Below are 26,257 nucleotides of genomic sequence, written 5' to 3' on the forward strand. Positions count from 1 at the left end.
AAGAGGGGATGAATTTTTCGCTGTCGCGCGCAACGCTGGTCGCCGAGGCCGACTTCGTCGGCATCGCTGGCGAACGAGCGGTTTGCGACCGGCGCGGCGTGCTCTATTTCCCCGATCTGCGGCTGCTTGCGGTCTCCGACCTGCATCTCGAAAAGGGCTCGTCCTTCGCCAGGCGCGGCGCGCTGATCCCGCCTTATGATACAGGTGCGACCTTGCTGCGGCTGCAGGCTGTGATCGCCGACTACGGTCCGCGGATCGTCGTCAGCCTTGGCGACTCCTTCCACGACGGCGGCGGCGCCGAGCGCATGCATCTAAGCTTCCGCGAGCGGCTGGAGGCGATGATGGCCGGCCGCGACTGGTTCTGGGTTGCCGGCAACCATGATCCGGATGCTCCCGCCGACCTGCCTGGCGAGACGGTGAGGGAACTCGCGATCGGTTCGCTTGTCTTCCGCCATGAACCATCCAAGCTGCGGGTGGAGGGCGAGATCGCCGGCCATCTGCACCCCTGCGCCCGCATCGTCCAGCGCGGCCGCTCGGTCAGGCGGCGCTGCTTCGCCGGTGACGGCGGCCGCATGATCATGCCGGCCTTTGGCGCCTATACCGGCTCGCTCAACGTGCTCGACCGCGCCTATGCCGGACTGTTCCGCCTGGAAACGCTTGTTGCCTACATGCTGGGTGCGGAGCGCATCTTTGCCATTTCCGGCTCGATGCTGCGGCCGGGCTGAAGCGGCTTCATCTGCCGTAATAGAGCGTGACGGTGTGCTTTGCCTCGGCGAAGAACAGCCAGCGTTCGACCAGCATGCCCGCGAATTGCATAAGCGCTGCAAGCAGTGATGCGGCTGCTGCGAAAGGCCATGGCAAGGCGAAGGCGATCACGAGCAAGATGGCCGGCACGGCGAAGGCCAGCACCTGCGTCATTCGCCTCAGCTTCGCGCTATGCTTGCGCGCAATGCGAAAACCCATCTCCTTGAGCAGGTAGTTTTCTTCGGTGTGCGGCCATTCGATGGACCGCACAGTGCCGCCGGCGAGGCCGGTCGCCGTGTTGGCCGTGGTCGGGATTTCCAGCCTGTCGTTGTAGTGCCAGGTCGCAAGCTTCCAGCCCCACCCGGCGAGCGTGGCAAGCAGCGCGCCGGCCAGAACCGCGGTTGATCCGGCCCCGAAGCTTCGCAGCAGGCCGTTGAGCAGCAAGCCACCCGTCATTGCCGAGAAGATAAGATAAGCCGGCAAAGTATATCGGCTGTGCCACTGCGCGATCGGCTTCAGCGAGGCATAGATCATTCCGGTCGCACAGACTGTCACGACGCCGCCGGCGGCAGCCATCAGGCCAACGATGGCCACCCAACCGCCGCTTTTGCCCATCAGCACCCAGCCAATGCCGAACAGCCCGGCCGGGATGAAGGTCGCGACCGCGGCGACCCCTTCGCGCGACAGCCAGGAGCTTCGCCATTGCGAGAAGGCGCGCCAGGCGCGTTCAGGGCGGCCGAGATGGCCGGTCGAGGAGAGCAGGCCGGCCGCGATCAAGCCAAGCGAAAGCGCCATGCCGACGAGTCCGAGCCAGAACTCGGGCGCGATCAATCCCAGCCCGCCAAGGACGCCGAGCAGCGCCAGCAGGCCGTAGCCGGCCCCGGTGGCGGTGGTGAAGAAGACGACGGAATAGGCGGGATGCATGGCTGCGCGAATTTCAGTTCGAAAGCATGCGGTCGATCCAGCCGAGGAAGCCTCCGTCGGCCCGGATCGGTTCCAGCGCCGGTGCGTCCACCTTCGCCGCGCGCTCGGTACGGGCGCGCGGGGGAAGGTATTTGTTGGTCGGCTGGTAGCCAAGCTCGGGCATCAACTCGACGCCGCCACGCTCTTCTACCAGGTGCGAGATTGCCGAGGCGGGATCGCCCAGATCGCCGAAATGCCGGGCGCTGGTCGGGCAGGCGGCGACGCAGGCCGGCACGCGGTCCTCTGTCGCCAGATTGTCGTTGTAGATGCGGTCCACACAGAGCGTGCATTTCTTCATCACGCCGACATCCATATCGAATTCGCGCGCGCCATAGGGACAGGCCCAGCTGCACAGCTTGCAGCCGATGCACTTGTTCTCGTCCACCAGCACGATGCCGTCGGAGGCGCGCTTGTAGGAGGCGCCGGTCGGACAGACGGTGACGCAGGCTGGCCGCTCGCAATGCAGGCAGGAGCGCGGGAAGTTCACCGTGCGGCCGCCTTGTTCGGTCGTGTGCTCATAGCTGTGCACGCGGTTGAACCAGACGCCGTCGACACGCCCGCCATACGGATCGATGTCGGTCAGCGGCGCCATGTGTCCGCCGGTGTTCCATTCCTTGCAAGCGGTAACGCAGGCCTGGCAGCCGACGCAGGTGTCGAGGTCGATGACGAGGCCGAGCTTCTTCTCGGTTTGGGCGGGAAGGCAGGTCATTCGGCGGCTTCCCTTTTTATGCGGAATCCATCGCCGAAGCGAAGCACATCCGGTGACGGCTCGAAATTTGGCGGCTGCCGCAAGCGCTCGAATTGCGGCTCGGTGAAGCCGGCCTCTTCCGCGGCGCATTTGGCGATACGCACGCGCACGTCGAACCATGCCGCCTGTCCGGTGACGGGGTCGGAGTTCGAATAGCGCTTGCCGTTGACGGTGGCTGCGGTCTGGTCGCCGATGATGTGATTGAGCAGGAAGCCGCGATTGCTCTCTGCGGCGTCGTCCTTCAGGCCCCAGCTGCCGCGCCGCTTGCCGATCGCGTTCCAGGTCCAGACCGTGTCCGGGTTGACGCCGTCGATCAGCTTGATCTGACCCTTCACGCGGCCGTTGATGCTTTCGATCCACACCCAGTCGTCGTCGGCCAGCCCAAGCCTCGCTGCGGTCTCCCGGTGCACGAACAGCCGGTTCTGGCTGGTGATTTGTCTCAGCCACGCATTCTGCGAGCCCCAGGAATGGTACATGTGCATCGGCCGCTGCGTCAGCGCATGCAGCGGATATTTTTGAAGATCGACGGTGTCGTCTTCGAAGGGCGCGTACCAGAACGGCAGCGGGTCCATATAGGCTTCGATCCGGTCGCGCTCGGCCTCCGGCGGCTGCACCTTGCCATGACCGCGCGCGGCGAGGCGAAAGCGCTGCATCGGCTCCGAATAGAGCTGAAAGATGATCGGATCGGCCTTGGAGATGAATCCCATCTGCACGGCAAAGTCGAGATATGCGCGGTTGCCCATCTTGTAATAGCGCTGGTCGTCGGCGAACCCGTGGTGCCAGAAACCGCCATTGTCGATGTAGCGCTGCAACTGGTCCGGGTTCACCTCGCCTTTGCCGATCGCGTCGCCGTTCTTACCGCGCCAGCCGGCAAGCGGGCCGATGCCGGGCGTGCGCTCGTGGTTGACGATGTAGTCGGCATAGTCGCGGTATTTCGCCGAACCGTCTTCGTTGGCGAAACCAGGCAGGCCGAGCCGCGCGCCGAGCTCGATGAGCACCGACTGGAACGGCCGGACATCCCGGTCCGGCTGCACCACCGGGTGACGGATGGCATCGCCCGGCCCGTCGGCATGGCTGATCGGCCGGTCGAGCAGGCTGATGCAGTCGTGCCGCTCGAGATAGGTCGTGTCGGGCAGCACCAGGTCGGCGAACGGCACCGTCTCGGAATAATAGGCGTCGGAATAAATGATGAAGGGGATCTTGTAGTCGCCCGCCTCGTCCCTGTCGGTGAGCATACGAACCGTCTCGACGGTATTCATCGAGGAGTTCCAGGCCATGTTCGACATGTACATCATCAGCGTGTCGATCGGATAAGGGTCGCCGGCCCAGGCATTGCGGATGACGCTGTGCATCAGGCCGTGGGCGGCCAAGGGCGCTTCCCAGGAATAGGCCTTGTCGATGCGGATCGGTGTGCCGACCTCGTCGACGAGCAGATCGTCGGGCCCTGAGACGAAGCCGAGCGGCATGCCCTCCAGCGGCGTCATCGGGCGGACGTTCTTGCCTGCGGGCTTTGGCCCCGGCGGCGCGCAACGCGGATAGGGCGGCTTGAAGCGGAAGCCGCCGGGCACGTCCACCGTGCCGAGCAGAACCTGCAGCAGGTGGATGGCGCGGCAAGTATGAAAGCCGTTGGAATGGGCCGAGATGCCGCGCATGGCATGCATCGACACCGGCCGGCCCTTCATCGTCTCGTGCCGGCGGCCCGCCCGATCGGTCCAGGCGACCGGCAGCTCGATCGCCTGCTCGAAGGCGACATGCGCCAGCTCCGCCGCGATCCGTCGGATGGTGTCGGCGCCGACCCCGCAGCGCTCCGCCACCGCCTCCGGCGAATGGCTTTCGTGCAGGTATCGGTCGGCGATCAGCTGAAATACCGGTGCGCAGCGGCGGCCATTGACGGTGTAGTTGCCGGTCAATGCTGGTTTGGCATCCGGATCGGCGGCATTGACGGGCGCCTTCGCCACCCTGTCCCAAGCCAACAGGCTGCTGTCGCCATCGAGCATGAACAATCCGTCATCGGCGGAACCGGGATGCTGCACGACAAGCACCGGCGCGTTGGTGTAGCGCAGCAGATAGTCGAGATCTATGCGGCCGGCCTTGAGCAACTCATGGACGAGCGCCAGCACGAACAGTCCGTCCGTGCCGGGTCGTATGCCGATCCAGTCATCGGCAATCGCGTTGTAGCCGGTGCGGCAAGGGTTGATCGACACCACCTTGGCGCCGCGCGCCTTGAGCTTGCCGAGGCCGATCTTGATCGGGTTGGAATCGTGATCCTCGGCGACGCCGAACAGCATGAAGTATTTCGTGTTGTCCCAGTCGGGCTCGCCGAACTCCCAGAACGAGCCGCCGATCGTGTAGAGCCCACCGGCCGCCATGTTGACCGAGCAGAAGCCGCCATGGGCGGCGAAGTTGGGCGTACCGAACTGGCTCGCCCACCAGCCGGTCAGCGACTGCGACTGGTCGCGCCCGGTGAAAAAGGCAAGCTTTCTCGGATCGGTGCGGCGGATCGCCGACAGCCGCTCGGTGGCGATCGTGAGCGCTTCGTCCCATTCGATCTCGCGAAACTCGCCGGAGCCGCGAGGCCCTGTGCGCAGCAGCGGCTTCCTCAGCCGCGCCGGGCTGTAATGCTGCATGATGCCGGCGCTGCCCTTGCCGCAGATCACGCCGCGGTTCACCGGGTGGTCCTTGTTGCCGTTGATGTAGCGCAGCTTGCCGTCCTTGATGTGGACGTCGATGCCGCAGCGGCAGGCGCACATGTAGCAGGTGGTTTTGGCGATGCGGTCGGACACGCTCGGCGAGGTCTCGACGCCGTCGCCTTCGTCAGGCGCCTGGCTGTCGGCCAACGGCCGCTGGGAGGGCGCGGAGTTTGCGCCGCGTGGTTCAGCTAGGCTCATTATCCGCGAACGCTCTTGTCGCTTGCCATCTTGGTCTTGGTCTTCGGGCCGGGCCCGCGCATATAGTGCAGCTCAGGATGGTAGCGGTCGCCGGCGAGCTGCCGCTTCAGCTGGCGGCTCCAATGCGCGAAAAGGGATTTGAAGCGCCCGATCATTTCCAACCTTGGCGGCAGAACGGCCAATTTTTTCCAAGCTCGGCTAAAAAGTTAGAACAAAGCGATTGATCTGTCTAACAAGCCGCTCTTGTAATTCCGATCGATTTTGCTTCTTAGTTGGCCATGACCCTCGATCAGCTTCGCATCTTCGTCGCCGTCGCCGAGCATGGCCACATGACCAAGGCGGCCGACCTGCTCGGCATCTCGCAATCGGCCGCCTCTGCCGCCATCCGCGCGCTTGAAAGCCATCATGGCGTGCGGCTGTTCAACCGGGTCGGCCGCAACATCGAGCTCGCGCAGACCGGCCACCGCTTCCTGCCCGAAGCCAAGGCTGTTCTGGAACGGGCAGCGGCTGCCCACAACGTGCTGGAGCATGTTTCCCAGACCATCACCGGCAGCCTGTCGATATCGGCCAGTCAGACCATCGCCAGCTACTGGCTGCCGAGGCGCCTGGCGTCCTTCCACGAGGCCTATCCGGCGGTGCGCCTGAGCGTCACCATCGGCAACACGCGGCAAGTGGAAACCAATGTGCTGGACGGCCGGGCCGATTTCGGGCTGGTCGAAGGCCGAACCGAGTCCGACATATTGCGGCGCGCCACGGTCGATGAGGATCGCCCCATGCTGGTCGTTGCGGGCTCACATCCCGAGCTTCCGATGACGCCGGCGGGAAACCTCGACATCAGGTCGTTGCGCTGGATCATCAGGGAGGGCGGGTCGGGCACGCGCGAGGCGCTGGAGGATTTTGCGCGCAGTGAAGGGGTTCCGCCGGCGGAGTTGCAGATCTTTCTTGTCCTGCCCAGCAACGAGGCTGTGCGTCAGGCGGTGGAGGCTGGTGCCGGCGCGACCATAATTTCCGAGCTCGTCATTGCGCGCTCGCTGGCGGAAGGCAGCTTGCGATCCGTGCCGGTCGTTCTGCCGAAACGCGATTTCGCCATGATTACCCATCGCGACCGGCAGGCGAGCCTCGCGCAAATGGCGCTCAAGGCGCATCTCACCGGCAAGCAGGACGCGTCGTCAACGGGGAGGGGCTAGAGCAAGGAAGCGTCAGGCGAATTTGCGCCGCGCATCAAGCGCGAGCCCAAGCCCGACCGAGCCGAACATATCGCCTTCGATGACCGAGGCCTGCGGCACCAGCGAAAGGATCCGCCGCTTTGCCAGCGGGATCGCCGTCGAACCGCCGGTGAGGAACACGGCGGTGATGGCCGAAGCGGGAACGCCTGCGTCGGCAATCGTTTGCCTGACCGTCGCGGCCACCCGTTCGATGTCGCCGCCGATCGTCTCTTCCAGGCCGGCGCGCGTGATCCCGGCCGCGAAGCGTACGCCGGGCAGCGACACCTTCACCTCGGCCCAGGAATATTCTGTCAGCGTGATCTTGGCCCGTTCGACCAGGCCGGCCATCGCATGCCCGTAACGATGCTCGACAATGTGGATGAAGCGGTCGACGAGATCGGCGCGCTCGGCTTCGAAGCGGATCTGCTTCAAATCCGACATCGCCTTCGCGGTGTAAATGAGATTGATGCGCTGCCAGGTGGCGAGGTCGATGAAATAACTTGCCGGCAGATTGCGCTTGCCGTCCTTGGTCGGCGTCAGATAGCCGAGCTCGGGCATGATATGGGCGATGCTGAGCAGCCGGTCGAAATCCGTGCCGCCGATATGGATGCCGCGATTGGCCAATATGTCGCCCTTGCGGTCGTCCGAGCGGGCGCGCTCCGGCGAGACGCGCACGATCGAGAAGTCGGAGGTGCCGCCGCCCATGTCGACGATCAGCGCCAGCTCTTCGCGGGCGACGTTCTGTTCGTAGTCGAGCGCCGCCGCGATCGGCTCGAACTGGAAGGCGATGTGCTTGAACCCTTGTGCGCGCGCCGCCTTTTCGAGCTCGCTTTGCGCCTTGGCGTCGGCGTCGGCATCGTCATCGACGAACTGCACGGGGCGGCCGAGCACGACGCGTTCGACCGGGCCGCCGGCATCCTCTTCCAGCCGCTTCTTCAAATGGCTGATGAAAAAGCCGATGATGTCGATGAAGCCGATCAGGCGCGCCTTGATGCGCGTCTTCTCGTTGGCGAGCGAGCTGCCGAGAACGCTTTTCAGCGAGCGCATCAGCCGGCCCTCGACGCTGTCGGTGTAGTCGGCGATCGCGCGGCGGCCGAAATAGGTGTGGCCGTCCTCGAAGTTGAAGAAGACGGCGCTCGGCAAGGTGGGCTGTTCGCCCTCCAGTGCTACCAGTTGCGCCCGGCCGTGGCGGATCACGCCCACTGTGGAATTGGACGTGCCGAAATCGATGCCGCCGAATGCTGGATGCATAGCAGCCTCCTGTCATTGGTTTCGTCGCAGCGCATCGCCGGCGTCGAAAAACGCGCCGTAACCCGGTCGCCGGACCGCTCTGCCGAATTGAATGTGTGCTTGTCCCCGAGTTGGGAGGCGGCGACTTATCCCAAATCCGGGAACAGGGGAACCCTCATTCGCGCGAAAAACGTCAATCCTTGCGGAAAACGATGCGTCCGAGCCAGCCGGTGAGCATGGCAAGCGACACGGCGAACACGCCGTAGAGGAAGGAATAGTCGTGCGCGACGCGGAAGATCGACTGTTCGAAACCGGACTTGCGGATTTCGAGCTGGGCCGAGCTCTCCTTCACGAACATGCCGCTCTTGAACAGGAAGGCGCGTGCCTTATGGGTGCCGACCGGGATGTTGGGCGCGAGCCGGACGGTGGCGCGGAACAGGTTCTGCGACAGGAACTGGACGCCCCCGACATTCTCGCTGTAAAGGCCGGTCGCCGTCTTGCGCTCACGAAGTGCCGAGGTGAATTCCTCGATCGTGATCGGGCTGTCGCTGGGCTCGGCCGGTTGCATGTAGAGGTTCGAAGCGCCGAGAGACAGCTGCTTGTAGCTGTTCGGCTCGGTGATGTCCTGCAGCGGGCGGGTCGTCGCCACCGAGTAGGATACCGGCACGTTCTCGAAAGTCTCCGATTCCAGATTGATCCAGACGCCGAGCACCCTGTCCTTGCGGCGCACGACGACGGGGCGGGCGGGACCCTCCAGCACGACGATGACATCGTAGCGTCCTTGGCGCGCGATCAGCGGATCGGGATTTTCAAGCGAGCCGAAAATGGTGAGGTCAGCGCCGGAAAACCCGGCAGTGATCGAAATGGCGTCGGTCGACAGGCCGATCTGGATGCTTTCCGTCGCCGGCGTCTGTGCCGCCGCCGGCAGTGCTGCGGCAGCGAGCGACAGGATGGCGGCTGCGAACGCTCTCAACGGCCCCATCAGGTCAGGCCCGCGAGCGAATAGCGATTGGGAGGCGTCACGAAAAGGTCGATGGCCAGGCGGATGGCGACGGCCAGAACCAACAGCGCCAGAAGCGCCCGCAACTGCTCGCCGCGCAGCCGCTGGCCCGCCTTGGCGCCATATTGCGCGCCGGCAACGCCGCCCGCCATCAGCAGGAAGGCCAGGATCACGTCGACCGTCTGGTTGGTCGTGGCATGCACCAGCGTGGTGTAGGCCGAGGTGAAGATGATCTGGAACAGCGAGGTGCCGATAACGACGTTGGTCGGCACCTTGAGCAGGTAGATCAGCGCCGGCACCATGATGAAGCCGCCGCCGACGCCCATGATCGACGACAGGAAGCCGATTGCCGCGCCGAGGCCGAGCACCGGGATGATGCTGACGAACAGCTTCGAGGCGCGGAAGCGCATCTTGAACGGCAGCCGGTGAATCCAGTTGTGCTGGCCGGATTTCTTCAGCACCGGCGCCGCGCCGCTGCGCGAGGCGCGCAGCGCGTTGACGCTCTCGACCAGCATCAGCCCGCCAACGGTGCCGAGCAGCGCGACGTAGAGCAGCGAGATGAAGAGGTCCAACTGGCCGAGCCGGCGCAGCAGCGCAAAGACATAGATGCCGGCGGTCGAGCCGACAATGCCGCCGGCGAGAAGCACTCCGCCGAGCTTGAAGTCGAGCGTGCCGCGCTTGAAGTGCGACAGCGCGCCGGAGAAGGAGGAGGCTATGACCTGGTTGGCCCCCGTGGCCACCGCGATCGCCGGCGGGATGTTGTAGAAGATCAGGAGCGGCGTGATCAGGAAGCCGCCGCCGACCCCGAACATGCCCGACAGGAAACCCACCGCCGCGCCCATCGCCAGCAGCACGAAGACGTTGACGGAAATTTCCGCGATCGGGAGATAGATGCCCACCCGTCTGTCTCGATCAGTTTGCCTGTCGGCGAATGCCGCCGTCCCCGGCAGTTTCGCACCAAAAAGCCAATTTTTTCTTGCGCGGCGCGGCGCCGGGGTCAAACCCCGGCGCCGCGCCGAAACGAAAACCGTCTCAATCAGTTAACAGGCAAATCTGTGGCAAGCCGTCGCGGAAGCGACGCGCCTGCCGTTATTTGTGCGCAAGCAGCGCCTTGACGAGCGGCGCATCGATCTCGCCGGTGGGCTTCATCTTGTTGTCGGTCTGAAAGGCCATGATCGCGTTCTTGGTCTTGTCGCCCATCACGCCGTCGGCGCCGCCGGCATCATAGCCATTCTTATTGAGGATCAGCTGGATGTTCTTCACCGCCTTCTTCATGTCGATGCCGGCGGTCGTCTGCGGCGTGCTGTCCTGCCAGGATTCCGGAATGTCGGCCGAGTTGCTGGCCGCGTTGAGCGGCTTTGCCTTCCACAGGTCCGTGGCGGCGCGCGCCCGCTCGATCTGCTCGGGCCTCAGCGCATTGGCGATCTCGTCGCGTTTGGCCGCGGCGTCCTTGTCGCCGGTCTTGGCGACGAGAGCGAACCATTTGTAGGATTCCTCCAGGTTCTGCTTCATGCCGACGCCCTTGGCCGAAAGGATGCCGAGATTGAACTGGCTGTCCTTGACGCCGAGGTCGGCCGCCTCCTGGAACCAGTGCGCCGCCGACTCATTGTCGGTCACGCCATCCGCCGCCATGGCGAACAGAACCGCCAGATTGTGCATGGCGCTGGCGTTGCCCTGTTCCGCCGCGAGTTGGTAATAGGTCTTGGCTTTCTTGATGTCCCGCGCGACGCCGATGCCCTTCTCGTAAAAATTGCCGATGCGGTATTCGGCCGGTGCGAAGCCCAGTTCGGCGGATTTCTCATACCATTTGGCGGCCGCCGCCATGTCTTCCTTGACGCCGCGCGATTCCGCGTAGCGCGAGCCGATCTCGAACAGCGCCTTGGCGTCACCGCCTGCGGCCGCGTCGTGCAGCGCCACCGGACCGATATCGGCCGGGACATCGATCTTGGCGGCCGATACTGCCGTCTGGCCGCCGCCCCGCGGGACGGTGCCCGTGGTGTCGGCGGACGTGGTTGCCGGCGTGCCGGCCGAGGAAGCACCGGCTGCGGCGGCACCGGGCATTGCTGTGCTCGCCGGCGCGCCGATGGTCGGCTGCGAGTCGCCGTCCGTGTCCATGGCAGGCCCGCTCGCAGCCGGAGAGACTGACTCCGACGGTGTCGCCGAAGCCATCGGCGCGGGCCGGCCTGGCGCGGACGGAGTCGCCGGAGCAGGCGCCGGTTCGGCTGGCGCCGCGGCCGCGGGCATTTCGGGTGCGGATGGTTGAAAGGCGGCCTGTGGCGTTGGATCGTCCTTCGACGGCTCGGCCTGCCTGACGGCACGCGCGGGCGCGCTCTCGGGCTTCGCAGTGTCCGTTTCGGGCTTGGGTGTGCTGACATCGAGCGAGGCGGTTTCGACCGATTGGGTGGAGACCATCGGCGCGACGTCGTTGCTGGCGACCGGCGCGGGGTCGGAGAAGAACGCCTTGCCGAGCTGCAGGCCGGCCAGTGCCATCATGATCGCGGCCGCCGCCATCAGGATCGGCTTGCGCCGCGCCTTGAGCAGATCGCCGATTCTGAGCGCCTTCACCGGGCCGGTCATCGTCGACTGCCGCTTCAGCGCGTCGGCTTCCGCGGCGGCGGCCTGCGCCGCGCGGCGGGCGGCCGCGATGAAATCGGATTTGGCGGCATCTGTCTCGCTGCGCTTGGCCGGCTGACCGCCGCGCTCGTCGCGCACGCGCTTCATGATGGCGTTGAGGTCCGGCGCGCCGGATCCAGGTTCGAGCGGCCGGTTGGCGGCTCTGGGATCGAGCGGTTCGTCGATGTCGACGGTCGGAACGTCGCCGGCCGGTGCCGAGCCGGCAAGCGGCGGCGTGTCCTCGTTCTTCTTGCCCCTGAAGGCGCGCGCCAGTCCGCTGAACATCGACTTCTTGCGGCCGGTCGTCTCGGCCCTCTCGCCGATTTCGTCCGATCCGAGCGCAGCCATTGCGGCGGCGGCCGCGGCCTCGGCGGGCGTGCGAGCGGCAGCTTCGCCGCGCATTACAGGTTCGCCACGCGTAACAGATTCGCCACGCGTAACAGGTTCGCCCGGTGCAGCCGGCTCGTTTCGCGAAACCGGATCGTGGCGCAGGATGGAGGCGGCGCGCGCATCGAGATCGGCGATGTCTCCGGTCAGTGGCAGCGGCTGGTCGATATCCATCGACGGCGCGTCCTGGACGGCGATCTTGCCGGTGCGGGCGGCCCGCTTGCCGCCCGGCTGCGGGTCGATCAGTTCGCTGACCGCTTCACTGGGACCTTCGGCCTCCAGCGAGCCGAGCCGGTCGACGATCTTGAGCAGCGTGTCGTGGATCGCCTCGAACGTGCGCGAATTGCGCTCGTCGGAACGGCGGGTGAGCGCTTCGAGCGTCTTCAGGTCCTGCGCGAGCCCGCTCACGGCGGCTGCGTTGGAAGCAGCCGTGCCGGAACTCGATTCGCCCAGCGACCGCACAGCGTTCTCCGCAGCCTCGCGCGCGACGGTGAGGATGGAATCGCGCGTGCCGGCCAGCGACTTCTCGATCTCGTCGAGGCGCGGGCTGATGTCCTCGAAGTCGGGCAGCGGTGCGCTCGGCTTCGAAAGATGCGCCGAAAGGGCGGTCACCTGCGACTCAAGGCTGCGGATCAGTGCCGGATCAATGCCGGCGACCTGCGCGGCGGAGGATTCCAGCCGGCTGGAAATGTCCTCGAGCCGGCTTTCCAGGCCACGGATCGCCATCTCGTTGGCGGGATCGGGCGCGCGCGTCTCGATGCGCTTGGCAAGCGCGGTGAAGCGGGCGTCGATCGCCTCCATGATACCGGTGGCGTCGTCCTGTCGCATGCGCTGGTCGAGCCTGTCGGCGACTTCGTCCAGCCGCCGCTCGAGGTCGCGGAACAGCAGGTTGCTCTGCTCGATGGCATCGCCCTGGCGGCGCTCGAGCAGCGTGGACAGCGCGTCGAAGCGCTGCTCCAGGCCCTGGAAGATGTGGTCGGCGTCGGGCATCGCCGGCGCGCGGTCTATCTTGTCGGTGATCAAAGCAATTTGCTTGCCGAGACGCTCCATCGCCTGCTCCGGCAGGTTGGCGCGCCCGGCGAGCTCGTCCACACGGCTGGACAGAAGGTTGAGGCGGTCGATGACCTCGGCGCCGGGACGTGACTGCGCGACCTCCTCGATCTGCTCCGCCAGCGAGGCGATCCGTTTCTCGATTCGCCCGAAGGTTTCCGGATCGAAGGCATTGGCCTGCGCGGCCACGGTCGAGGCGACGATGGCGCGCGAGATCTCGTCCAGCCGCTCGTCGATCATGGCAAGCGTCTCGCCGCCGCGCATCGTCTGCTGGCTGGCGAAACGGTCGACCGCGCCGGCGAGGGTGCGCACCTTTTCCTCCAGCGAGGCGAGCGACAGCGATTGCGGCAGGTTGTTGACCGCGCTGCTGATCTGTTCGAGGCGGTCGGTCAGCGCCGAAAGATTGGGACCCTCGGCGCGCTGGCGCTGGTCGGCGTCGACGCGATCCTCGAAGGCGCTCCAGCGGCGATCGAAATCGTCCCAGCGGCGGTCGACGGCCTGCACGCTTTGGTCGACGGCCCGCACGCTTTCCTCGCGCGCCAGCGTGTCGAGCGCCGCCTTGACCTGCTCCAACTCCAGCCGCAGCAGGTTGACGCTGCGATCGTCGCTTTTTTCGGCAAGCGTGTGGATGGCGCCGGAAAGCCGTTCGAACTCGAGGCTGAGCTCGGCGCTGTTCTTGTCGGCGGGGGCACCATGCTGGCTCGCCGCCTGCATGGCGCGATCGATATCCTGACGCAGCGCGTCGAATTCGCGCTGCAGGCCGGCGGTCATCTGATGGCGCAACTCCTCGCGCAGTCCGCGCAATTCGACCGCGATCTTGCCAACCATCGCGACGCCGTCTTCCTGTCCGCGCACCCGGTCGATGTCGCGGGCAATGGCCTGATAATTGGGGCCGAAGTCGGAAGCTGCGGCCGCCGGGTTCTGCGGCCCGCGGTTTTGCGGTCCCCGATTTTGGTCCCTCTGCGTCGTGTAGGGTTCCTCGTACCAGCGGGGCGAACCATAAGGTTGCGCGGCCGCATAGCGCGGCTCGGGGGCCGGCCGCCGCGGATCGGGGCGCTCAGGCGTGTCGCTGCCCGTCCGCTCCAGCCGCTGCTCCAGCGTTTCGAGCGAGCGGCTCAGATCCTCCAGCGAGGTCTGCGACCGGCGCTGCCTACCGGCGTTGAGTGTATCGAGATAGGACCGCTTGCTGTTCATCGATGCGCCCGTGTTCAGAATGACCGGCTGAGACCGGTTTCCCAGAGTCTGCCGGGAACGAAGGCGTCCGCGCGGTTTTGCTGCGGAGGAAGACGGGCTTCCCGGGTTTCTCACCCACGCTTCGAAAACCGTGAAAAATTCGCTACAGGATAAACACGGGTGACCGACATGCGCACATTTCGCCCAACGTGGTAAACAAGGCGTTAACCAACCTTAAGAAATGGCGCATAATCCTGACCCGCCGGCCCGATGGCTTCCGAGTGCGGCATAAAGCTGTGTTTCCGACAACGCTTGCGTCAGGTGCCGGCTGTCGGTATAGAATTGACGTAAACGTAAAAGGTGCGAAGCCGTGCCTCTTGCGATTGAAGTGTCGAAACCACGATTGGAAGCACGCCCCCGCTTCCACTCAGGCGACGTTTGGTCCGTGACCGCGACGCCATCAGGGGAAAGCCAGTGACCATGAAACTTGTTTCGCCCGGCGAAGCCGCGGCCAATAGCACTCACATATCGGTCGAGACCGACGAAGAATTCGTCCGCATCGGCGAGATGGCCAAGAAGTACGGCGTGACCTTGCGCACGCTGCGATTCTACGAGGACAAGGGCCTGCTCAATCCGAAGCGCGACGGCTCGACCCGTCTCTACACGCGCCGCGACAAGGCCCGGCTGAAGCTGATCCTGCTCGGCCGCAAGGTCGGGTTCTCGCTGCGGGACGTCAAGCAGATGATGGATCTTTACGATCCGACCGGATCCAACACCAAGCAGTTGCGGCTGGCGCTCGACAAGTCCGAGAAGCAGCTTGCCCGGTTGCAGAAGCAGCGCGCGCTGATCGATGAGGCTATCAGCGACTTGAGCAATTCGATGGCGATCGTTCGCCAGATGCTGGCCGAGCGGGCTGCGCCGCAGGCAAGCGCCGCCGGCTGATCTCACGCTAACGGCATAGCCCAGGATAGAGAAAGCCGCGTGGCTGCAGCCGCGCGGCTTTTTTGTTGCCCTGAGCCAGCGCTCATCAAAAATTTCGGGCTGCGACGAAGTTGACGTTTACGCAAACGTCAATATTTGCTATCGGGGGCATCGACATTGGCTCGGCCTCCCATCCCCATCCGGATCGGGAGCTTGCTGGCCGGCCGGACCGCAAGGGTGGAGGAAGGCATGACGATCTACAGGGCGCCCGTCCAGGACACGCTGTTCGTGCTCAACGACGTGCTCGGCTACCAGCGCTATTCTAATCTTCCGGGCTTCTCGGACGCCACGCCGGACGTCGTCGAGGCGATCCTTGCCGAAGGCGCCAAGCTCGCCGAAAACGTCATGCATCCGCTGAACCGGGTCGGCGACATGGAAGGCTGCGTGCGCCATGAAGACGGTAGCGTGACCACGCCCAAGGGCTTCAAGGACGCTTTCAGCCAGTATCGCGAGGGTGGCTGGATGGGCCTAGCGGCACCCGCCGAGTTCGGCGGCCAGGGTCTGCCCTATACAGTCCACACCGCGGTCTCCGAATACATGGTGTCCGCCAATATGGCGCTGATGATGTATCCCGGCCTCACGCAGGGCGCGATCGCGGCCATCGTCACCCATGGCACGGACGAGCAGAAGGCCACCTGGTTGCCCAGGCTGATCGAGGGCGCCTGGACCGGTACCATGAATCTCACCGAGCCGCATTGCGGCACCGATCTCGGCCTGCTGCGCACCAAGGCGGTGCCCAATGGCGACGGCACCTACAGGATTTCCGGCCAGAAGATCTTCATCTCCGCCGGCGAGCACGACATGGCCGACAACATCGTGCATCTGGTGCTGGCCCGCGTCGAGGGGGCGCCGGAAGGCGTCAAAGGCATTTCGCTGTTCATCGTGCCGAAGTTCAAGCTCGACGACTCGGGCAATGTCAGCGCGCGCAACGCGCTCTCCTGCGGCTCGATCGAGGAGAAGATGGGCATCCACGGCAACTCGACCTGCGTCATGAACTATGACGAGGCCGAAGGCACTTTGCTCGGCGAGTTGAACGGTGGCCTGAAGGCCATGTTCACTATGATGAACGAGGCCCGCCTGGGCGTTGGCCTGCAAGGGCTCTCGGTCTCGGAGATCGCCTACCAGAACGCGGTGTCCTACGCCAAGGACCGCCTCCAGGGGCGCTCGCTGTCGGGCATCAAGGCACCGGACAAGAAGGCCGACCCGATCATCGTCCATCCCGATATCCGCCGCTCGCTGATGACCATGAAGGCGTTCAACGAGGGCGGCCGAGCGCTGGCGCTGTGGACGGCGATCAAGTCGGACGTCGCGCACCGCTCCGGTGACGACAGGGACCGCCAGTCGGCCGACGACTACACCGGTCTGATGACGCCGGTGGTCAAGGGCGTGCTGACTGACAGGGGCTTCGATCACGCCGTGATGGCGCAGCAGGTGTTCGGCGGCCACGGCTACATCGAAGAACACGGCATGAGCCAGTTCGTGCGCGACGCCCGCATCGCCATGATCTATGAAGGCGCCAACGGCATTCAGGCGCTTGATCTGGTCGGCCGCAAGCTGGCGCAGAATGGCGGCCGCGCCGTGCAGGCCTTCTTCAAGGAGGTCGGCGAATTCTGCGAGGAAAACCGCGCCGACGACAAGATGGCGCCCTTCACCAAGGCGCTGAAGAAGGGCCTCAACGACCTGCAGGCCGCGACCATGTGGCTGGTGCAGAATGCCATGGCCAGGCCCGACAATGCGGGCGCCGCCTCGACCGACTACATGCATCTCTTCGGCCTAGTGGCATTGGGCTACATGTGGGGCCAGATGGCCAAGGCCGCCCAAACGAAGCTCGCCGAAGGTGCCAATGGGGCCTCGTCGTTCTACGACAACAAGCTGGTGACGGCGCGCTTCTTCATGGAGCGGATCATGCCGGAAACCGCGACGCGCCTCGCCCGCATTTCCAGTGGCGCGGATACGCTAATGGCGCTGCCGGCGGAAGCGTTCTAGGTTTGGCGGGCCGGCACAGCCGGCCGAAAATGTCGGAACGCGGAGGACATCGTGGCGACAAATCCAGCCGAAGTTCTTGGCCTGCCGAAGCCCGCCTGGGCGGCGGACGAAGTCGGCATGCTCTACGAGATGGCGAGCCGCTTCATGTCGGAGGAGATCGCGCCGCGGTACGAAGAGTTCGAGAAGAACGAGGTTTTCGACCGCGAGAGCTGGCTGAAGGCGGGCGCCGCCGGCCTGCTCTGCGCCTCTATGCCGGAGAAATATGGCGGCTCCGGCGGCACCTTCGCGCATGAGAGCGCCATCATCGAGGCCATCGGCCATGTCGGGGTCGACGGCTTCGGCATCGGCCTGCACAACTCGATCGTCGCGCCATACATCCTGCATTACGGCTCCGAGGAGCAGAAAGAAAAATGGCTGCCGAAACTGGCGACCGGCGAGCTGATCGGCGCCATCGCCATGACCGAGCCCGGCGCCGGCTCCGACCTTCAGGGCATCAAGACCCGTGCCGAGAAGGACGGCAATCACTACAAGATCAACGGCTCCAAGACCTTCATCACCAACGGCCAGCTCGCCAACCTGATCATCGTCGTCACCAAGACCGATCCGGACAAGGGCGCCAAGGGTACCTCGCTGATCGTCGTCGAGACCGACGAGGTCGAGGGCTTCGAACGCGGTCGCAACCTCGACAAAATAGGGCTCAAGGCCAACGACACCTCCGAGCTGTTCTTCAACGACGTGCGCGTGCCGACCTCCAACCTGCTCGGCCATGAGGAAGGCAAGGGCTTCGTCCAACTGATGCAGCAATTGCCGCAGGAGCGGCTGCAGATCGGCACCGGCGCGATCGCCATGATCGAGCGGGCGCTGGCGCTGACCATCGACTACGTCAAGGAGCGCAAGGCCTTCGGCAAGGCGATCATCGATTTCCAGAACACCCAGTTCAAGCTGGCCGAGCTGAAGACCGAGGCCACGATCGGCCGCGTCTTCTACAACGACTGCGTCGCCCGCCACATCGACGGCGGCCTCGACCCGGTCACCGCCTCTATGGCCAAATACTGGCTGTCCGACCTGCAGGGCAAAGTCGTCGACGAATGCCTTCAACTGCATGGCGGCTATGGCTACATGAACGAATATCCGATCGCCCGCATGTTCCGCGACGCCCGCGTCCAGCGCATCTACGGCGGCACCAACGAGATCATGAAATTGCTGATCGGGCGCTCTCTGTGAGCGCAGCGACCGGCAAACCCAAGGAGCACGAAAATGGCCGAAGCTTACGTCTATGACGCCGTGCGCACACCGCGCGGCAGAGGCAAGAAGGATGGCTCGCTGCACGAGGTGCCGGCGGTGCGGCTCGCGGCAAAGACGCTTGAGGCGCTGCGTGACCGCAACGCGCTCGACACCGGCACTGTCGACGACATCATCTTCGGCTGCGTCGATCCGGTCGGCGAAGCGGGGTCGGTCATTCCGCGCGCCGCCGCCTTCGAGGCCGGCTACGACACCAAGGCGCCCGGCATGCAGATATCGCGCTTCTGCGCTTCCGGACTCGATGCCATCAATTTCGGCGCCGCCAAGATCGCGCAAGGCGCGGACGAGATCGTCATCGCCGGGGGCGTAGAATCCATGTCGCGTGTCGGCATGGGCATGTCCGGCGGCGCCTGGTTCATGGACCCCTCCGTCGGGCTTCCCGGCTGGTTCGTGCCGCAGGGCATCTCGGCCGACCTGATCGCGACGAAATACGGGTTCAGCCGCGACGACGTCGACGCTTACGCCGTCGAGAGCCAGAAGCGCGCCGCCAAGGCGTGGGACGACGGCCGCTTCAAGAATTCGGTGGTCCCGATCAAGGACCAGAACGGCCTCTCCATCCTCGACCGTGACGAGCACATGCGGCCGTCGACCGACATGCAGTCGCTGGCCTCGCTCAATCCGTCCTTCGTCATGCCGGGCGAAATGGGCGGCTTCGATGCGGTGGCCGTGCAGAAGCATCCGGAGGTCGAGGAAGTGAACCACGTCCACCATGCCGGCAACTCGTCCGGCATCGTCGACGGCGCCGCTGCTGTACTGCTCGGCTCCAAGAAGGCCGGCAAGGCCATGGGCCTGAAGCCCCGCGCGCGCATCCGCTCGTTCGCCAATATCGGTTCCGAGCCGGTGCTGATGCTGACCGGCCCGGTCGACGTCACCGAAAAGCTCTTGAAGCGTGCCAAGATGAAGCTGTCGGACATCGACCTGTTCGAGCTCAACGAGGCCTTCGCTTCCGTTGTGCTGCGCTATATGCAGGCCTTCGACATCCCGCATGACCAGATCAACGTCAATGGCGGCGCGATCGCCATGGGCCATCCGCTCGGCGCCACCGGCGCGATGATCTTCGGCACGGTGCTGGACGAGCTGGAGCGCCGCGACCTGAACACCGCGCTGGTCACGCTCTGCATCGGCGCCGGCATGGGCACCGCCACCATCATCGAACGCGTCTGACGGGGAGAGAAAAGATGAGCTACACCAATTTCACCCTCGACGTGGACGCCGACGGGATCGCGCTGGTCACCTGGGACATGCCGGGCCGCTCGATGAACGTCTTCACCGAAGAGGCGATGCGCGAGCTCAACGCCATCGTCGATCGTGTGGCGGGCGACGCCGCCATCAAAGGCGCAGTCATCACCTCCGGCAAGGACACCTTCTCCGGCGGTGCCGACATCACCATGCTGCAGAAGATGCTCGCCACCTTCGCCGTCGAAAAGGAAAAGGACCTCGAAAAGGCGACCAAGGCCCTGTTCGACAATGCCGGCTATATGACCGGCCTGTTCCGCAAGATCGAGACCTGCGGCAAGCCTTGGGTGTCGGCGATCAACGGCACCTGCATGGGCGGCGCCTTCGAGATGTCGCTCGCCTGCCACGGCCGCGTCGCGGCCGATTCCGACAAGGTGAAGATGGCACTCCCCGAGGTGAAGATCGGCATCTTCCCGGGCGCCGGCGGCACCCAGCGCGTGCCGCGGCTGACGGATCAGCAGCAGGCGCTGCAGATGCTGACCAGCGGCCAGAATCTGACGCCGCAAAAGGCGAAGTCGATGGGCCTGATCCACGAGATCGCCGAGCCGAAGAAGCTTGTCGAGACCGCCAAGGCGATGATCAAAAACGGCCTGAAGCCGGTGGCGCCGTGGGACGAAAAGGGTTTCAAGCTGCCCGGCGGTCCGATCTATTCGACGGCCGGCGCCAATCTTTGGCCGCCGGCCATCGCCATCCTGCGCCGCGAGACCTTTGGCAATTATCCGGCGGCCGCCGCGATCCTGAAATGCGTCTATGAGGGCCTGCTGGTGCCCTTCGACACCGGGCTCCGGATCGAGCAGCGCTACTTCACCGAGATCATGCAGACCAAGGAAGCGGCGGCGATGATCCGCTCGCTTTTCGTGTCGCTGCAGGAACTGAACAAGGGCGCGCGCCGCCCGGCCGGCGTGCCGGACACCAAGTTCAAGAAGATCGGCATACTCGGCGCCGGCTTCATGGGCGCCGGCATTGCCTATGTCACGGCCAAGGCCGGCATTCCGGTCGTGCTGCTCGACCGCGACATGGAGTCGGCCGAGAAGGGCAAGGCGCATTCCGACGGCCTGATTTCGGACCAGGTGAAGAAGGGCCGCGCCAAGCCCCAAGAGAAAGACAGGTTGCTGTCGCTGATCACGCCGACGGCCGACTATGCCGATCTTGCCGGCTGCGACCTTGTCGTCGAGGCGGTGTTCGAGGATTCAGGCGTGAAGAAGCTCGCCACCGAGAAAGCGGAAGCGGCGCTGAAGTCCTCGGCGATCTTTGCCTCGAACACTTCGACCATCCCGATCACCTCGCTGGCGAAGAACTCGGCGCGGCCAAAAAACTTCATCGGCATCCACTTCTTCTCGCCCGTCGACAAGATGATGCTCGTCGAGATCATCCTCGGCAAGAAGACTGGCGACAAGGCGCTCGCCGTCGCGATCGACTTCGTACGCGCCATCAAGAAGACGCCGATCGTCGTCAACGACACGCGCGGCTTCTACGTCAATCGCTGCGTGCTGCGCTATATGTCGGAAGCCTACAAGATGCTGATCGAAGGCGTTCCTGCGGCGATGATCGAGAACGCCGCCAAGGCCGCCGGCATGCCGGTCGGCCCGCTGGCGCTGACCGACGAGACGGCGATCGACCTTGCCCAGAAGATCATGAAGCAGACCATCAAGGATCTAGGCGAGAAAGCCGTCGACCCGAAGCAGATGGCGCTGATCAACACTATGGTCGACACGCATGGCCGCTTCGGCCGCAAGAACGGCAAGGGCTTCTACGACTATCCTGCCAAGCCGGCGAAGAAGAAGCTGTGGCCGGGTCTCAAGGATCTCTATCCGCAACTGAAGCCCGAGAAGGTCGACTACGAGGAGCTCAAAGAGCGCCTGCTGGTCACCATCGCTCTGGAGGCGGTGCGCGTCATGGAGGAGGGCATCGTCACCGATCCGCGCGAGGCGGACGTCGGCTCGATCCTCGCCTTCGGCTTCGCGCCGTTCACCGGCGGCGCGCTCTCCTACATCGACGGCATCGGCGCCAAGCGTTTCGTCAAGATCGCCAAGGGCCTGCAGAAGAAATACGGGGCCGAGTTCAAGGCGCCCAAGCTTTTGCTCGACATGGCCGAGAAGGGCGAGACTTTCTACCAGCGCTTCGACCCTTACCAGAAGGGCGAGGTCAAGAAGGCCGCCTGACGAACTCCGATGTATGTCTGGGGGCGCCTCGCGCGCATGATGGCCACGGCGCGTAGCCGTGGCCCTTATCAAATCGGCGATCAGAGCCGGCTGGCCTTTCGCTGCCTGCCGACCGACATCGATTTCAACAGCCATCTCAACAATGCCCGTTACATGATGCTGGCCGATCTTGGCCGTATCGACGTTTTTCTTCGCGCCGGTCTTGTCGCGCTCGCGCGGCGGAACGGCTGGGCGCCGATGATCGGCGGGCTGCAATCGGCCTATGTGCGCGAGATCAGGCTGTGGCGCCGCTTCGAGGTGGTGTCGTCGATCGAGACCTGGGAAGGCACTTCGGTGATCGGCAAGCACCGCTTCGTCCTCGACAATGGCGAGACAGCGGCGCTGATCCTGACCACCGGCGGCGTCTATGACCGGCGCGGCCGCCGCTTTCTCGAGATTGAGGCAGTCGTCGCGGCGCTCGGCCATTCGGCGCAACCGCGCCCGCCGACCGAGCCCGAGCAAGCATTCATGATCTCGCACCGGAACCTCCGCGAGCAGGCCAAGCGGGCCTGATCGAGCAAGCGTTCAATGTTCGGCCCGGAAGGTTTTGCCCAGATCGACCGCGTCGCCAAAATAGTGCCGGAACACATAGAACAGCGGATTCCATCGCGCAGTGTCGATGTGGTTCGTTCCCGGCAAGACGATGCTGCGGTGCGCATGAACCCGCTGCACGTCCTACCTCCATGATGAGGTGCGTCGAGGATGCGCCTTGCTGCTTCGCGCTGCGATGGCAGGTCAACAGGCGTGTTTCGAACTGCAGGGGGCATTCTGCGATGCGCGGCGTCCGGATCAATTCGCTGGGCTGGATCGCAAAGCCGCCTAGAGCGAACTTGTCGGCCTCATGAATGAACCCCAATTCGGCCTTGTGGGGTGGAACTGGATTCGCACCCGTGGTGCGCGCGATCCGTTCGACATTCGCCCAGAGGCTGGCCGCGGGAAAATTGAGGGTGCATTCGCCATCCCGCAGAAGATTGCTGGCGCCCTGGGTCGCCGAACTCAAGCCGAGGACCACGCATGAACCCAAGGCCCACGCGGACGAAATGGGTGTAATGTTGCGGCGCCGTCATGGTTTCGGGTAACCATCAGGACGACAGGCGTCCCAAAATAAAGAACGGATGGGGCGATGCATTGGTGGTTCGGCAACATGAGCAGTCCTTCGCAATTCGAGAACCGTACCCTACCAAGCTTGCGCACCGAGACGTTTCGGCCGGGGTCGAACGATGCATTGCGCACGCGGCGACATGTCGGTGCCGGCGCCCGGCACAGGATCGAGTCCCATCAATCCTGCGGAAGCGGGCGACTTTCTCTCGAATCCGCTGTTCGCGCCGGTGGACAATTGAATGGTCGCGCGCTAGACAGCAGTGAGGCATTTTTTCCTGTTTTTCGAAGGAGAGCGGACTTGCTCTCACACGATCGCGTCTGGGCCGCAATCGATGCTCTTGCCGAGCGCTATTCGCTCTCGGCTTCCGGTCTCGCCCGCCGCGCGGGCCTCGATTCGACCGCCTTCAACAAATCCAAGCGCCTGTCCTCCGACGGCCGGCCGCGCTGGCCTTCGACCGAATCGCTGGCCAAGATCATCGAGGCCACCGGCGCCTCGCTGGAAGAATTCACCGTGCTGGTTGAGGGTCACGGTCCCTCCGCCGTGCCGCCGCCGCGTATGGCCGTGCCGCTGCTTGGCTTCGCCCAGGCCGGTGCCGGCGGTTTCTTCGACGATGCCGGCTATCCCTCGGGGCAGGGCTGGGATCTGGTCGAGCTTCCGGCGCGGGCGGCGGAAACCTCCTATGCGCTGAAGGTCCAGGGCGATTCCATGCTGCCGCTCTACCGCAATGGCGACGTGCTGATCGTCGAGCCGGGCGCGCCGACGCGCAAGGGCGACCGCGTCGTCGTCAAGACCACCGCCGGCGAGGTGATGGCCAAGGTGCTCGACCGGCAGACCGCGAAGTCGGTCGTGCTGGTCTCGCTTAACCCCGCTCACCCGGACCGCGACATCCCGATGAGCGAGGTCGAGTGGGTGGCGCGGATCGTCTGGGCAAGCCAGTAGGTCCGGGCTGGTGCGGGTCCTCCATCTTGCCCTGGCGCTTGCGGCGGTTCCGGCAATGGCGGCGCTGGTCGTCGCCGGAGGCCACTCGCTGAAGGGCAGCGAAAGCGTCGTCGCGGTCGATCAGATCGATCCGGCCAGTGCACTTCCGGGGCAAGACGCCGATGTGGTGCCTCGGGAACCGATAACTGCGGAACCGGCGACGTCCGCCATTCTGGCGCCTGCCGCGCCGCAGCCGCCGAAGCCGGTGGCGCATTCGCGGGCAATCGATCCCGACGTGGTGGCGCCACCCGAAGTGCCTGCCGAGGAACTGGAACGGGTCGAGCCGCGCGCGCCGCTCAGCGATCTGGCGCTGGCCGGTCCGCCCAGGCCGCGGAAAACGAAACTGCCGGATGGCGAGGAGGGCACCAAGTTGCTCCAGCCCGTCGCCACCGCCGCCGGCCTGATCAAGGCCAAGGATTACTCCATCGCCGTGTCGGGCATCGACATCGTCAAAGAGGACGAGACCTGCAGCGACGAAGGCAAGTCATGGGACTGCGGGGTTCGCGCCAGGACGGCATTCCGCGCTTTCCTGCGTGGCCGGACCCTGGTCTGCTCCGTGCCGCCGCAAGGCGGGCAGAAGGCCATAGCGGTCAAGTGCTGGGTCGGCAACAAGGATGTCGGTCTGTGGCTGGTGGAAAACGGCTGGGCCCGCGCGGCGCGAGGCGGTCCCTATGTCGAGGCGGGCGACAAGGCGCGCGCGGCGAGGAAAGGCATTTTCGGCGCCGCTCCGAACCTCGGCGGCCTGCCGGCATTGCCGGCCGCCACCGGCCCGGCGCCCGCCGCGCCGAGCTCCATCCTGCCGGCGGAAGATGGCGACGTTACGCCGCCAACTGACCAGCCAGGGCCCGCTCAATGAGCGCGCGCGTCTCCGTAATGCCGTAAAGCGCCGCGAAAGAACCGAAACGCGGCCCCCGTTCCTGTCCGATCAGCACCTGATAGATCATCTGGAAGAAGGCGACCGACACGCCGGGTCCGCCTTCCGGGCTCTGCTTGGAATGGTCCTGATAGCGCTCGATCCGCCGCGCGACGTTGAGCGCCGCGTTCTGGATCGCCTCGCCGTCCGCGCCCTGCGGCAGCGCGCCGAGCGCTTCCGAAAGCTTCGCCAGCGCCTCGCGCTCAACCTCGTCGGCGGCGCGATAGACCTTGGTCGGCTTCACGAAGTCGTCGAAATAGCGGATGGCATAGCCTGTCAGCCGGTCGAGCTCGGGGTGCGTCTGCGGCGTCACCCCGGACGCATGGCGCGAGATGAAACCCCACAGCACCGCCTTGTCATGCGCGTTGGAGGCGCTGACCAGATTGAGCAGCAGCGCGAAGGGGACCGGCAGGTCGATGGCCGGCGGATTGCCGTCATGCATGTGCCAGACCGGGTTGCCGAGCCGCTCCTTCCATTCCTGGCGCGGATAGGCGGACAGGAAGGCGTAATATTCGTCGACCGCCTTCGGGATAACGTCGAAATAGAGCTTCTTGGCCTGCCGCGGCCGCTGGTACATGTAGAGGCCGAGGCTCTCGGTGGGCGCATAGGTCAGCCATTCGTCGATGGTGAGCCCATTACCCTTCGACTTCGAGATCTTCTGGCCGTTCTCGTCGAGGAACAGCTCGTAGACGAAATGTTCCGGCGCGCGGCCGCCGAGGATGTTGCAGATGCGGTCGTAGATCGCCGCGTTGGTCTGGTGGTCCTTGCCGAACATTTCGAAATCGACGCCGAGCGCTGCCCAGCGCATGCCGAAATCCGGCTTCCACTGCAGCTTCACATGGCCGCCGGTGACCGGCAGCGTGGTCTCGCTGCCTTCGTCGTCGAAGGTGATGGTGCCGGCCTTGGCGTCGACATGCTTCATCGGCACGTAGAGCACGCGGCCGCTTTTCGGCGAGATCGGCAGGAATGGGCTGTAGGTCGCCTGGCGTTCTTCGCCGAGCGTCGGCAGCATCACCGCCATGATCTCGTCATAGCGCTCGGCGGCGCGCAACAGCACTTCGTCGAAGCGCCCGGACTTGTAGTATTGGGTCGCGCTGGCGAACTCATAGTCGAAGCCGAACGTGTCGAGGAAGCGGCAGAGCATCGCGTTGTTGTGGTCGGCGAAGCTCGCATAGCCGCCGCCGAACGGATTGGGCACCGATGTGAGCGGCTTGTGCAGGTAGGGCTCGAGCGCTGCGCGATCCGGCACGTTGTCGGGAATCTTGCGCATGCCGTCCATATCGTCGGAGAAGCACAAAAGCTTGGTCTTGACCTTGTCCTGCGTCAGCACGCGGAAGGCGTGCCGCACCATCGTGGTGCGCGCCACCTCGCCGAAGGTGCCGATATGCGGCAGGCCGGACGGGCCGTAGCCGGTCTCGAACAGGACGGTATCGGGAAAGTCCTTGTTCTTGTAGCGGGCAATGATCTTCTTGGCTTCTTCGAACGGCCATGCCTTGCTTTCGGCGGCGGCCGCAAGCATCTCGGCATTGAGATCGATGATGTTTGATCCCGTCATGT

The 26,257-nt window shown here is 64.9% G+C and carries 20 protein-coding genes; 10 read left to right on the forward strand and 10 right to left on the reverse strand.

The window, feature by feature from the left end; translation table 11 throughout:
- Positions 1-8 precede the first annotated feature (8 nt).
- The gene (pdeM, locus tag CK224_RS19845; RefSeq protein WP_095782905.1) at positions 9-725 is read left to right on the forward strand and encodes a ligase-associated DNA damage response endonuclease PdeM; all 717 of its coding nucleotides are present in this window, start codon (positions 9-11) and stop codon (positions 723-725) included.
- A gap of 7 nt (positions 726-732) precedes the next feature.
- Here the strand turns inward: pdeM and CK224_RS19850 are convergent, their stop codons facing one another.
- From CK224_RS19850 to CK224_RS31350, 4 genes are read right to left on the reverse strand one after another with little or no spacing between them, the layout of a single operon-like run.
- A complete protein-coding gene (locus CK224_RS19850) occupies positions 733-1,668 on the reverse strand; it encodes a DmsC/YnfH family molybdoenzyme membrane anchor subunit (RefSeq protein WP_095782906.1) in 936 nt (311 codons plus the stop codon).
- A gap of 13 nt (positions 1,669-1,681) precedes the next feature.
- Positions 1,682-2,416 (reverse strand): 4Fe-4S dicluster domain-containing protein, encoded by a 735-nt coding sequence (locus CK224_RS19855; RefSeq protein ID WP_095782907.1) that lies wholly within the window; start codon positions 2,414-2,416, stop codon positions 1,682-1,684.
- Positions 2,413-5,343: a molybdopterin oxidoreductase family protein gene (locus CK224_RS19860; RefSeq protein ID WP_095782908.1), complete on the reverse strand. Its 2,931-nt coding sequence runs from the start codon at positions 5,341-5,343 to the stop codon at positions 2,413-2,415. Before CK224_RS19860 ends, CK224_RS19855 begins: the two co-directional genes overlap by 4 nt.
- Positions 5,343-5,498 carry a hypothetical protein gene (locus tag CK224_RS31350; protein ID WP_176477964.1) on the reverse strand — a complete coding sequence of 52 codons (156 nt, stop codon included), beginning with the start codon at positions 5,496-5,498 and terminating at the stop codon, positions 5,343-5,345. Before CK224_RS31350 ends, CK224_RS19860 begins: the two co-directional genes overlap by 1 nt.
- 123 nt (positions 5,499-5,621) lie before the next feature.
- Between CK224_RS31350 and CK224_RS19865 the strand changes: the two genes are divergently transcribed.
- Positions 5,622-6,530 (forward strand): LysR substrate-binding domain-containing protein, encoded by a 909-nt coding sequence (locus CK224_RS19865; protein ID WP_095777474.1) that lies wholly within the window; start codon positions 5,622-5,624, stop codon positions 6,528-6,530.
- Positions 6,531-6,542: 12 nt separating this feature from the next.
- Here the strand turns inward: CK224_RS19865 and CK224_RS19870 are convergent, their stop codons facing one another.
- The 4 genes from CK224_RS19870 to CK224_RS19885 form a co-directional block, all read right to left on the reverse strand.
- Entirely contained in the window at positions 6,543-7,799 is a 1,257-nt protein-coding gene (locus CK224_RS19870; RefSeq protein ID WP_095782909.1) for an Hsp70 family protein, read from the reverse strand.
- A gap of 172 nt (positions 7,800-7,971) precedes the next feature.
- Positions 7,972-8,760, reverse strand: a complete 789-nt coding sequence (locus CK224_RS19875) for a TIGR02186 family protein (protein WP_067322676.1) — start codon at positions 8,758-8,760, stop codon at positions 7,972-7,974.
- Positions 8,760-9,677, reverse strand: coding sequence for a sulfite exporter TauE/SafE family protein (locus tag CK224_RS19880; protein ID WP_066996707.1), 918 nt, complete (start codon positions 9,675-9,677; stop codon positions 8,760-8,762). Before CK224_RS19880 ends, CK224_RS19875 begins: the two co-directional genes overlap by 1 nt.
- Before the next feature lie 190 nt (positions 9,678-9,867).
- Positions 9,868-14,022 carry a peptidoglycan-binding protein gene (locus CK224_RS19885; protein ID WP_095782910.1) on the reverse strand — a complete coding sequence of 1,385 codons (4,155 nt, stop codon included), beginning with the start codon at positions 14,020-14,022 and terminating at the stop codon, positions 9,868-9,870.
- A 459-nt stretch (positions 14,023-14,481) separates the two neighbouring features.
- Between CK224_RS19885 and CK224_RS19890 the strand changes: the two genes are divergently transcribed.
- The 6 genes from CK224_RS19890 (at position 14,482) to CK224_RS19915 (ending at position 22,220) form a co-directional block, all read left to right on the forward strand.
- Positions 14,482-14,943 (forward strand): MerR family DNA-binding transcriptional regulator, encoded by a 462-nt coding sequence (locus CK224_RS19890; RefSeq protein ID WP_095782911.1) that lies wholly within the window; start codon positions 14,482-14,484, stop codon positions 14,941-14,943.
- Positions 14,944-15,171: 228 nt separating this feature from the next.
- Positions 15,172-16,968 carry an acyl-CoA dehydrogenase gene (locus tag CK224_RS19895; RefSeq protein ID WP_095777599.1) on the forward strand — a complete coding sequence of 599 codons (1,797 nt, stop codon included), beginning with the start codon at positions 15,172-15,174 and terminating at the stop codon, positions 16,966-16,968.
- Positions 16,969-17,019: 51 nt separating this feature from the next.
- Positions 17,020-18,192 (forward strand): acyl-CoA dehydrogenase family protein, encoded by a 1,173-nt coding sequence (locus tag CK224_RS19900; protein WP_095782912.1) that lies wholly within the window; start codon positions 17,020-17,022, stop codon positions 18,190-18,192.
- Between the two features lie 33 nt (positions 18,193-18,225).
- Positions 18,226-19,434, forward strand: coding sequence for an acetyl-CoA C-acetyltransferase (locus tag CK224_RS19905; RefSeq protein WP_095782913.1), 1,209 nt, complete (start codon positions 18,226-18,228; stop codon positions 19,432-19,434).
- A 14-nt stretch (positions 19,435-19,448) separates the two neighbouring features.
- Entirely contained in the window at positions 19,449-21,668 is a 2,220-nt protein-coding gene (locus tag CK224_RS19910) for a 3-hydroxyacyl-CoA dehydrogenase NAD-binding domain-containing protein (RefSeq protein WP_095782914.1), read from the forward strand.
- A 9-nt stretch (positions 21,669-21,677) separates the two neighbouring features.
- Positions 21,678-22,220, forward strand: coding sequence for a thioesterase family protein (locus CK224_RS19915; protein WP_066996722.1), 543 nt, complete (start codon positions 21,678-21,680; stop codon positions 22,218-22,220).
- 12 nt (positions 22,221-22,232) lie between these two features.
- On the opposite strand, the gene CK224_RS31955 is transcribed toward CK224_RS19915, so the two are convergent.
- The gene (locus CK224_RS31955) at positions 22,233-22,379 is read right to left on the reverse strand and encodes a hypothetical protein (RefSeq protein WP_245426021.1); all 147 of its coding nucleotides are present in this window, start codon (positions 22,377-22,379) and stop codon (positions 22,233-22,235) included.
- A 727-nt stretch (positions 22,380-23,106) separates the two neighbouring features.
- On the opposite strand from CK224_RS31955, the gene CK224_RS19925 reads away from it, so the two are divergent.
- Both CK224_RS19925 and CK224_RS19930 read left to right on the forward strand, forming a co-directional pair.
- The gene (locus CK224_RS19925) at positions 23,107-23,748 is read left to right on the forward strand and encodes a helix-turn-helix transcriptional regulator (RefSeq protein WP_066996728.1); all 642 of its coding nucleotides are present in this window, start codon (positions 23,107-23,109) and stop codon (positions 23,746-23,748) included.
- Between the two features lie 10 nt (positions 23,749-23,758).
- Positions 23,759-24,643: a thermonuclease family protein gene (locus CK224_RS19930; protein WP_245426024.1), complete on the forward strand. Its 885-nt coding sequence runs from the start codon at positions 23,759-23,761 to the stop codon at positions 24,641-24,643.
- Here the strand turns inward: CK224_RS19930 and CK224_RS19935 are convergent.
- Positions 24,606-26,255 carry a lysine--tRNA ligase gene (locus CK224_RS19935; RefSeq protein ID WP_066996734.1) on the reverse strand — a complete coding sequence of 550 codons (1,650 nt, stop codon included), beginning with the start codon at positions 26,253-26,255 and terminating at the stop codon, positions 24,606-24,608. The two genes, CK224_RS19930 and CK224_RS19935, sit on opposite strands and share 38 nt — an antisense overlap.
- Positions 26,256-26,257 lie beyond the last annotated feature (2 nt).

It is taken from the genome of Mesorhizobium sp. WSM3862 (genome assembly GCF_002294985.1).
Classification (GTDB): Bacteria; Pseudomonadota; Alphaproteobacteria; order Rhizobiales; family Rhizobiaceae; genus Mesorhizobium.